This window comes from Roseobacter sp. HKCC-CH-9351 (assembly GCF_037830295.1).
Lineage (GTDB): Bacteria > Pseudomonadota > Alphaproteobacteria > Rhodobacterales > Rhodobacteraceae > M30B80.
On the sequence record NZ_JBBLYM010000001.1, the window covers coordinates 933,014 to 942,500 of the forward strand.

The 9,487-nt window shown below is 56.4% G+C and carries 10 protein-coding genes and 1 tRNA gene; 5 read left to right on the forward strand and 6 right to left on the reverse strand.

Features of this window, described 5'->3' with window-relative positions; translation table 11 throughout:
• Positions 1-12 precede the first annotated feature (12 nt).
• The gene (locus tag AAC632_RS04820; protein ID WP_340297865.1) at positions 13-1,056 is read right to left on the reverse strand and encodes a saccharopine dehydrogenase; all 1,044 of its coding nucleotides are present in this window, start codon (positions 1,054-1,056) and stop codon (positions 13-15) included.
• 267 nt (positions 1,057-1,323) lie between these two features.
• On the opposite strand from AAC632_RS04820, the gene AAC632_RS04825 reads away from it, so the two are divergent.
• Both AAC632_RS04825 and AAC632_RS04830 read left to right on the forward strand, forming a co-directional pair.
• Positions 1,324-1,713: a DUF4329 domain-containing protein gene (locus AAC632_RS04825; protein WP_340297864.1), complete on the forward strand. Its 390-nt coding sequence runs from the start codon at positions 1,324-1,326 to the stop codon at positions 1,711-1,713.
• A complete protein-coding gene (locus AAC632_RS04830; protein ID WP_340297863.1) occupies positions 1,676-1,852 on the forward strand; it encodes a hypothetical protein in 177 nt (58 codons plus the stop codon). The genes AAC632_RS04825 and AAC632_RS04830 overlap by 38 nt, the downstream gene beginning before the upstream one ends.
• A gap of 69 nt (positions 1,853-1,921) precedes the next feature.
• Here AAC632_RS04830 and ykgO read toward each other — a convergent pair whose 3' ends face one another.
• Positions 1,922-2,047: a type B 50S ribosomal protein L36 gene (ykgO, locus tag AAC632_RS04835; protein WP_012177066.1), complete on the reverse strand. Its 126-nt coding sequence runs from the start codon at positions 2,045-2,047 to the stop codon at positions 1,922-1,924.
• Between the two features lie 63 nt (positions 2,048-2,110).
• Positions 2,111-2,185: transfer RNA gene (locus AAC632_RS04840), tRNA-Val, on the reverse strand.
• A 174-nt stretch (positions 2,186-2,359) separates the two neighbouring features.
• On the opposite strand from AAC632_RS04840, the gene AAC632_RS04845 reads away from it, so the two are divergent.
• Positions 2,360-3,244 carry an N-formylglutamate amidohydrolase gene (locus tag AAC632_RS04845; RefSeq protein WP_340297862.1) on the forward strand — a complete coding sequence of 295 codons (885 nt, stop codon included), beginning with the start codon at positions 2,360-2,362 and terminating at the stop codon, positions 3,242-3,244.
• Here AAC632_RS04845 and AAC632_RS04850 read toward each other — a convergent pair whose 3' ends face one another.
• Both AAC632_RS04850 and pyrF read right to left on the reverse strand, forming a co-directional pair.
• Positions 3,245-4,498 (reverse strand): DNA polymerase IV, encoded by a 1,254-nt coding sequence (locus tag AAC632_RS04850; RefSeq protein WP_340297861.1) that lies wholly within the window; start codon positions 4,496-4,498, stop codon positions 3,245-3,247.
• 11 nt (positions 4,499-4,509) lie between these two features.
• The gene (gene pyrF / locus AAC632_RS04855; RefSeq protein WP_340245014.1) at positions 4,510-5,205 is read right to left on the reverse strand and encodes an orotidine-5'-phosphate decarboxylase; all 696 of its coding nucleotides are present in this window, start codon (positions 5,203-5,205) and stop codon (positions 4,510-4,512) included.
• Positions 5,206-5,349: 144 nt separating this feature from the next.
• On the opposite strand from pyrF, the gene AAC632_RS04860 reads away from it, so the two are divergent.
• Entirely contained in the window at positions 5,350-6,042 is a 693-nt protein-coding gene (locus AAC632_RS04860) for a hypothetical protein (RefSeq protein ID WP_340297860.1), read from the forward strand.
• 198 nt (positions 6,043-6,240) lie between these two features.
• Entirely contained in the window at positions 6,241-8,856 is a 2,616-nt protein-coding gene (clpB, locus tag AAC632_RS04865; protein ID WP_340297858.1) for an ATP-dependent chaperone ClpB, read from the forward strand.
• Positions 8,857-8,935: 79 nt separating this feature from the next.
• On the opposite strand, the gene AAC632_RS04870 is transcribed toward clpB, so the two are convergent.
• Positions 8,936-9,397 (reverse strand): fasciclin domain-containing protein, encoded by a 462-nt coding sequence (locus tag AAC632_RS04870; RefSeq protein ID WP_340297857.1) that lies wholly within the window; start codon positions 9,395-9,397, stop codon positions 8,936-8,938.
• Between the last annotated feature and the right edge of the window lie 90 nt (positions 9,398-9,487).

A 9,487-nucleotide genomic window follows, 5' to 3' on the forward strand; every position in this document is an offset into this window, starting at 1 on the left:
ATCTAAACTCCCTTAAACTTGTGCGATATGGTGGTCAAAGCGGGCCTTGGCGCGGCCCCACACGCCTTGGGTCAAATCCCCCAACCCGTGCAAAGATGGCAAAAGCTGCGCGGCGTAATTTTTCGAACTTTCTACCGGCAAGAGAGAGGGCAGATTGTCAATCGCCATGACATCCAATGGTGGCACATCATGCACCCGCAATGCAGGCTCCCCCCATGTGGTGACATGATCATAGACCTTGATTGGCGAGAAATCGGAACTTGGATCGCAGGCAATATCCCCAATCACGCGCAACGCGCGCGGGACCTCTTTGGCGCTTTGCGGCACAAATACAGGCACAGAAGGATCCGCGAGAATGCAGTTGAGAAACATTTCATGATCCAGAATTTCTGGGAATGGCCCGCCTGAGGCTGTTTCTGCCATGTCCCAAGCAGTCACTGGAATACCAAGTGCCGCGCAAAGATCGCGCGCGCCTGTCCCGACCCGCCCCAAGGCACCAATGATGATGGCGCGGGGCAGATCAATGGCTGTCATCTCACGCTGCAATTCGGCAATCAAAGCGTCTTTGTTGGGATAGCCTTGGATCGGCCCCATGAGTTTGGGTTGTGCAATAAGCGCCTTCAGCGACAATGCCGCGCCCGCGAACCCCGCCCAATATCCAAAGGCGGCTACACGGCGGCCATTTTCATCGACCAGATATTCCAAATCGTAAAGCGTGCCGCCGCCCGCCTTGAATCGTTTCAACAACCTTTGTCCTGCAGGTTGGCCCTTATAGGCATGTCCGAACATGATGTGGCGATGGTGCAGGGGGTGATCGGTTTCTGGCAATTCTTTGAGGCCAAAGATGATCGCATCCTGGGGCGCATCTGCCCATGAGGCAAAGGGTGCGGTTGCACAGCCTGCCTTGATATACCCCTCAACAGGGATCACGCGCGCAGGGCTTTCTTCAACCGTAATTTTCATGCCTTTGGCGATCAGTGCGGCAGCGCCTTCTGGGGTTAGTCCCACCCGCTCCTCGCTTTCGCGTTCTTCTGCGCGCAGCCAGATATGTGTCATGCTCTCTTCCTTCCAAATGCGGGTCTGTCTTTAGGCGAGCCAGCATTTTGCGGCAACCGCGCTTTTGGCACAAAAGCGCATATGCGCGGGCGAGTTGCAAGACGGCGCAGCAACGTATCTGCGGCGCTCTTGTTGTGTTTTTTATGCCTCTTTGTGGGGAATTGTGAGGCCTTTTGGTGTGCCGTGTCGCAGAAAACTTGCCCAATTTTGGCGCGGGCCGCAGATTTGCGGCAAGAGGGGTTTCTTGGGGTTTTATGAGAAATGAAGATGCGGCACATAGTGATGCTTGGGGCTTTTGGCCTTTGTCCGATCATGGCCACGGCCCAACCTGCGGGCGAGATGGAGGCGGCGCGCAAGATATTGTTAGAACTGCAAAGGCGATCTTTCGCGGAGAATCGTGAATATTGCGGCTATATTGGCCTGATGCCCGATGGCACCTATATGGCGACCGAGGCGACACGGGGGACATCGGATTCCTGTTTGTCGCGTGGGGATGAAAGCCGCTTTGTTGAAGTTACGGCATCCTTCCACACCCATGCAGGCTATGATCCTGATGCCGATAGTGAGGTGCCGTCCGTTGAGGATCTCGCGGGCGACATAGACGAAGGCGTCAATGGATATGTCGCGACACCGGGGGGGGCGGCTATGGTTCAATGACGGAGGGGATGGGGTCGCCTATCTGATCTGTGGGCCGAATTGCATGGGCCAAGATCCGCGTTATCGTGAGGATGTCTCGGATCAAATCCAAGACAGCTATAGTTTGGACGAATTAGAAGATCGCCAATCTGGTTGGTAGGCCCAAAGAAAAAAGCCGCCCCAAAAGAGGGCGGCGTTTTTCATTAGATCATAAGCTCTTGCGCTTGGCTTAGCCCTGACGGGCTTTGAAGCGGCGCTGCGTCTTGTTGATCACATAGACGCGGCCCTTGCGGCGCACGACGCGGCAATCGCGGTGACGCTGCTTGAGCGAACGGAGCGAATTCTTGACCTTCATGGGTCTTCTCCTTCTCGCGGCGCGGCGGTGCGCCTTTGTTCGTTTGGCACGGGATTGTGCCGATGGTGGGCGGTACTGGGATCGAACCAGTGACCCCTACGATGTCAACGTAGTGCTCTACCGCTGAGCTAACCGCCCGATGTCGTTACGGATCGCACCGCTTTTTCCACGCGGCCTTAAGGTACAGCCAAATGAAAAAGAAAAACGGACGTCACGAGCCAAGCCCGTTCCGCTGTAGCGCGGTCTTTAAAAGGAATCGCGGGGCGGTTCAAGGGCTTTTGGTATTTTCCAGAACTGGGCTATATCCAACACATGAGAAACGCACAAAATAGCAGTCCCGCCTATGATTTGACCTTGCCAGAGGTGCATCTGGCCCCTGTTGTTGTGGCTTCACCGCATTCTGGTGATGTCTATCCCGCAGAGTTTCTGGGCGCGATTGATATTGACCCTCAGCAAATCCGCAGTTCCGAAGATGCGTTTGTGCATCTATTGGCGGAACGCACTGCTGAATTTGGGGTTCCGTTTTTAAAGGCTCGATTCCCGCGCGCCTATGTTGATCTCAATCGCAATGCGGATGAATTGGATCCCGCTGTCATCTTCGGGGTGGCGCGGGGGGCGGCATCGCCACGCATTGCAGCAGGGCTTGGGGTGATTCCGCGCGTGGTGGCCAATGGGCGCAGCATTTATCGCGGTAAGATCACCCGCGCTGAGGCTGAGGCGCGTCTGGCGCGTGTTTGGCATCCCTATCACGCCTGTCTGAGTGATTTGATGGCTGCGGCGCGCGCGCAATTCGGCCGCGCCATTTTGCTGGATATGCATTCCATGCCCCATGACGCCTTAGGCGCCGCTTTGGTGGGCAGCAAAAGTAAGCGCCCCGATCTCATTCTAGGGGATCGGTTTGGTGGTGCCGCAGATCGTGAGATTGTTGATCTTGTCCACACCGCCTTTGAAGAGCAAGGGTTCACTGTGGCGCGCAACACGCCCTTTGCAGGGGCGTATATTGCCCAAGCCTATGGCAAGCCGAACCGCGGGCTTCATGCTGTGCAAATCGAAATTGACCGCGCTCTTTATATGGATGAGGCTGCGATTGCCCAAAATGGTGGGTACGAAGATACCCGTATTCGGGTCACAGCGGCTTTGGCGAAGGTCATTGAGGCCTTTAAGGAAACTGACGCGCAGCCCCTTGCTGCTGAGTGATCATCGCAGCGTGCGGCCCTTTACGATCGCTTGATCGCCAAATTTTTTACGAATTTCATCCGAGGCGCGTTCCGCTTGGAGGCGTTTGGCCTCTTGTGGGTCAAGCAGATTGCCTGCGCGATCCCCCTGAGCTTCGGGGATCAAATCCCCCAGCCCCAAACCGGTCAGTCGAAAGGGCGCAAATTTCAGATTAGCCGCAAGCAATTGCGCGGCTTGCGCATAAATGCGGTCTGCCATCTGCGTGCCATCAGGCATAGCGGTCTGGCGGGTCAGTGTTTTGAAATCGTGAGTTTTCAATTTCAATACCACAACACGCCCTGCAAGCCCCTGCGCCTTTGCGCGTGCCGATAGCTTTTCTGCCAGACGCCAGATATGTCCATCGAGCAAATCAGGATCGCGAAGGTCATTGGGAAAGGTGGTTTCGTTTGAGATTGATTTCACCTCGCGCGTTGCCGAGATTTTGCGGTTGTCCCGTCCGAAAGACAAATCATGCAGCCGCGCGCCCCATGCGCCGAAACGCGCGACCAATTCATCTTTGGGCCAACGGCGCAGATCACCGATTTTGTGAATGCCCGCCGCTTGCAAATTTGCCTGTGCGGCTGCGCCAATTCCCCACAGCATCGACACGGGCTTTTGAGTCAGGAAATCCTGTGTTTCTGCTTGGCCAATCACCGCAAAGCCCTGTGGCTTGTCGAGGTCAGAGGCGATTTTGGCCAGAAATTTATTATGGCTGAGGCCAATCGACCCTGTCAGTCCCAATTCGGTTTTCATTCGTTTGACCAAGCGCGCCAACATCACAGCGGGCGGGTGACCATGCAATTTGCCTGTGCCCGAGAGATCCAAAAAGGCCTCGTCAAGCGATAACGGCTCAATCGCGGGGGTCAGTTCGTTCATCAATGCGCGAATTTCGCGCGAGACTGCCGCGTAATGCGACATCCGCCCGCGCAGCACCACCGCGTCAGGGCAAAGTTTAAGAGCCTGAAACATCGGCATGGCAGAGCGCACGCCACGGATGCGGGCAATATAACAGGCAGTCGAGACGACACCACGCCGCCCGCCTCCGATGATTAGGGGTTTATCTGCTAGATCGGGATTGTCCCGTTTTTCCACCGAAGCGTAAAACGCGTCACAATCCATATGCGCAATGGATAGATTGAACAGTTCAGGATGGGAGATCACATTTGGCCGCCCGCAGTCGGGGCAGCGGCTGCCTGCCTCAAACTCGCTCAGACAATCGCGGCAGAGGGCGGGCATGGGCGGCGCCCTTAGCCAATCTCCGCCAACACGGCGCGGGCGGCTGCAGCGGGGTCGGCGGCTTGCCAGATTGGGCGCCCCACCACTATGTGATCGGCACCATCCGCGATGGCTTGGGCTGGTGTGGCAACGCGCTTTTGATCGCCAAGCGCGCTGCCTGCGGGGCGCACACCTGGGGTGACGATGAGGCGTCCTGCGGCCTCGGGCAGGGCGCGGATCATTGCGGCCTCCTGTGGTGAGGCGATAACCCCATCTGCCCCCGCTTCAAAGGCACGCGCAGCGCGGGTTGTGACCAGATCGGGAATGTCGCCTGCGGTGATCAGGCTTGCGTCTAAATCTGCGCGATCCAATGAGGTGAGGATGGTCACGGCCAGAATCTTGGTCTTGTGTCCAGAAGCCCCTTCTTTTGCCGCGCGCACGACATGGGGATCACCATGCACAGTCAGAAAATCGAGGTCGAATTGCGCAAGCCCACGCACCGCCGCTTCGACTGTTGCGCCGATATCGAATAGCTTCATGTCGAGGAAGATGCGCTTGCCGTGTTCGTCTTTCAGCTCTTGCGCCAAGGCAAGCCCGCCGCCCGTCAGCATCCCCAAGCCGATTTTGTAAAAGCTGACCGCATTGCCGAGCTTGGCGGCCAACTCTAAACCCGCCACCGCATGGGGCACATCAAGGGCAACAATCAAGCGGTCAGATGCAGCGGTCATTGGACGTCCTTATTCATGGGTTGGGCTCGCGTCCCGTGGTAGCGATGGTTGGCCCGTGGGTCAATTGCCCGACCAAGGCAGCATTGACGCGCCCTTCGGCAACCTTCATTCTCAAGATAGCTAAACTGGACGGAACGTCAGATCATGAAATTGTCGATTGAAGCGTCGCGTGACGATGCAAGGCCCGAACAGGGCCCTGCGCGTGTGGGGTGGTTTTTGACCGAAGAAAAGGGCGCAGTGCTTTTTGAGGCGCCTGAACGCGTGGCCTCTCGCGGGGCCAACCGTGCGCATGCAAAATCAGCAGCGCGCTGCCCTGCGGTGGTGCAGATGGAAAGCCGCTACTTTATGGTGCGCTGCCCCTATGATCTGCATTTAGGATTTGGGCGTGACAAAGATGGGAAGGCAGTGTTGATCAATCGCGCAGGCAAAAGCAGCACAATCCGTGGCAATAAGATTGCCCAAGTGGTGACCTTGGTGTCCGAGGCGGAATGGCGCTATGCTGATCGCCCGACCATTCAGCTTGCTCTTCCCTACTGCTTCATTGCGGATGAGCCGATCTATCTGACCCAACTGGCCGCGTTTGCCCATTACCGCACAGACCCCCTTCCGGGCACGATTTTTTGGGGGCGGTTTCCGCTGCATATTTGGCCGAGTCCGCTGATGTGGGCGTTCGAATGGCACCAAACGAAGAAAGATTTGGTGCTGAGGCGGGGGGAGCCTTTATTTTATGTCCAGTTTGAAACCCATGACCCCGCCCGTGCAGTGCAATTGGTTGAGGCGGCCCGCACAGCGGAATTGATGGGGTATATGAATGAGCTTGCCGCAGTGACAAATTAAGTCAACCAAACATTCTCCCTCTTTGAGGCGGCGGAGCGATTGAGGCCCGCAAAACTTTTGTCAGAACGCATTCGCGATTGAGCCTTAACCCTTGAACAAAGCGCGCTGACCTCCCAAGTTTGAAGAGAAGGCCCGAAAGATGCATCATGCCGCAAAGCGGGTGGTGCGAGACGGGTGCTTAGATGAAGGAGACAGACGATGAACTTTGAAAAGTTCACAGACCGTGCGCGCGGGTTCATTCAGGCCGCTCAAACAGTGGCGCAGCGCGAAGATCACCAAAAATTGGCACCAGAGCATATGCTGAAAGCCTTGCTTGACGATGAGCAGGGTATGGCAGGCAATCTGATCACTAAGGCCGGGGGCGATGCGCGCGAAGTGCGCGCCGCTAATGATGCCGCCATGGCCAAATTACCCAAAGTCACAGGGGATGCCGGGCAGGTCTATATAGACAGCCAAACCGTAAAGGTTTTGGACGAAGCCGAAAAGCTTGCCACCAAAGCGGGCGATAGTTTCGTGCCTGTTGAGCGGATTTTGACCGCGTTGGCCCTTGTGAAATCGCCAGCGAAATCTGCGCTTGAGGCGAGCGGGGTCAATGCTCAATCCCTGAACGCTGCGATCAATGACATCCGTCAGGGTCGCACGGCTGATACCGCCTCGGCTGAAGATGGCTATGAGGCTCTCAAGAAATATGCGCGGGATCTGACGCAAGCCGCGCGGGACGGGAAGATTGACCCGATCATCGGGCGCGATGAGGAAATCCGCCGCGCGATGCAGGTTCTCAGCCGCCGCACCAAGAATAACCCCGTTCTGATTGGGGAGCCGGGTGTCGGGAAAACCGCGATTGCAGAAGGCCTTGCCTTGCGCATCATCGATGGTGACGTTCCCGAAAGCCTGCGCGACAAGCGTTTGATGGCTTTGGATATGGGGGCGCTGATCGCAGGCGCGAAATATCGCGGCGAATTCGAGGAACGGCTGAAGGCAATTTTGAAAGAAATCGAGGCTGCATCTGGTGAAATCATCCTCTTTATTGACGAGATGCACGTTCTGGTGGGGGCGGGCAAATCTGATGGCGCCATGGATGCGGCCAACCTGATCAAGCCTGCGCTTGCCCGTGGCGAACTTCATTGCGTGGGTGCAACCACGCTCGATGAATATCGCAAATATGTTGAGAAAGATGCCGCGCTTGCGCGGCGGTTCCAACCTTTGATGGTCGAAGAACCCGGGGTGGAAGATACAATCTCTATCCTGCGCGGGATCAAGGAGAAGTATGAACTTCACCACGGGGTGCGGATCTCAGATGCGGCGCTCGTGTCCGCGGCCACCTTGTCGAACCGCTATATCACAGATCGATTCTTGCCCGATAAGGCGATTGACCTTGTTGATGAGGCAGCAAGCCGTCTGCGGATGGAGGTCGACAGTAAGCCCGAAGAATTAGACGCGCTTGATCGTCAAATCCTGCAAATGCAGATCGAAGCTGAGGCGCTCAAGAAAGAAGAAGACAGTGCTAGCCGTGAACGGTTGGAAAAGCTTGAGAAAGAATTGGCCAATTTGCAGGAGCAATCTGCGCAAATGACGGCACAATGGCAGGGCGAGCGCGACAAGCTTGATGCAGCGCGCAAGCTGAAAGAGGCGCTTGATCAGGCGCGGGCTGAATTGGATCAGGCCAAACGGCGGGGCGATTTGGGTCGTGCAGGTGAATTGTCCTATGGGGTGATCCCTGATCTCGAGCGCCAATTGGCCGAGGCAGAGAATGCCGAAGAAGATGTCATGGTCGAAGAGGCTGTGCGCCCCGAGCAAATTGCCGCTGTGGTTGAGCGTTGGACGGGGATCCCCATGTCCAAAATGTTGGAAGGGGAGCGGGAAAAGCTTTTGCGGATGGAGGAGGAGCTTGGCCGCCGCGTCATCGGCCAGCGCGAGGCGGTTTCTGCCGTCAGTCGTGCGGTGCGCCGCGCGCGCGCAGGGCTTCAGGATGAAAATCGCCCGCTTGGGTCATTCCTATTCCTTGGGCCAACGGGTGTAGGGAAAACCGAATTGACCAAAGCCTTGGCTGAATATCTCTTTGACGATGATCAGGCCATGGTGCGGATTGATATGTCCGAATTCATGGAGAAACACGCGGTTGCCCGTTTGATCGGCGCGCCTCCGGGCTATGTCGGATATGACGAAGGCGGTGTTCTGACCGAAGCCGTGCGGCGCAGACCTTATCAGGTGATCCTCTTTGATGAGGTCGAAAAAGCACATCCCGAGGTGTTCAATGTTCTGTTGCAGGTCTTGGATGATGGTATCCTGACTGATGGCCAAGGGCGGCGCGTTGATTTCAAACAAACCTTGATTGTGTTGACGTCAAATTTGGGGGCGCAAGCGCTCAGTCAGTTGCCAGATGGTGGGGACATTGCAGGCGCCAAGCGCGATGTGATGGATGCGGTGCGGGCACATTTCCGCCCCGAGTTCTTAAACCGCCTAGACGATATGATTGTGTTTGATCGCTTGGGCCGCGCCGATATGGGTGGGATTGTTGAAATCCAGCTTGGGCTTCTGGCGAAACGCCTCGCTGCGCGTAAAATCACCCTTGATCTGGATGATGCGGCCAAGGACTGGTTGGCCTCCGAAGGATATGATCCTGTCTTCGGGGCGCGGCCCTTGAAGCGGGTCATCCAACGCAGCCTGCAAGACCCGTTGGCAGAGATGATCTTGGCCGGTGAGGTCAAGGATGGCGCGCGGGTTGTTGTCAGTGCAGGCGCGGATGGGCTGATCATCGGTGACAGGGTGGCGGCCACAAATCGCCCCAAACCTGATGATGCCGTGGTGCATTAAGATCGAAAAAGGCCCCGCATCTTGCGGGGCCTTCGTTATGCGCAATCCGTGCTGCGGATTACATTGGAGGCATGATCACCTAATGGATGACATGGATCACGCCGTTTGACGCTTCGATATCGGCGGTAACAACATTGGCGTCATTGACCATTACACCATTATCGAGGTCGATGGTGATATCTGCGCCCTGAACGGTTGCGGCAGTCATGTTATCAGAAAGATCCCCAGACATCACCGCGCCTGCGATCACGTGATAGGTCAGGATTGCGACAAGCTGATCGCGGTTTTCTGGCAAGAGCAGGGTTTCAACTGTGCCTTCGGGCAGGGCGGCAAACGCCTCGTCTGTTGGTGCGAAAACGGTGAGAGGGCCTTCGCCTTTCAGCGTCTCAACCAGACCCGCGGCTTCGGCAGCAGCCAGAAGCGTGGTAAAGCTGCCCGCGGCTGCGGCCGTGTCAACGATATCCTTCGAGTGACCCATCGCAAAAGCCGAAGTGGCAAAAGCTGCGGTTGTGGCGAGTGCAAATGCAGTGTGTTTGAACATGGTTAGCCTCGTAATCAATATGGGGTTAAAGTTCAGCCTGCCGTCTCGCTGCGAAATGGATGTAAAAATAGAGATAACAATAGTGCAGAT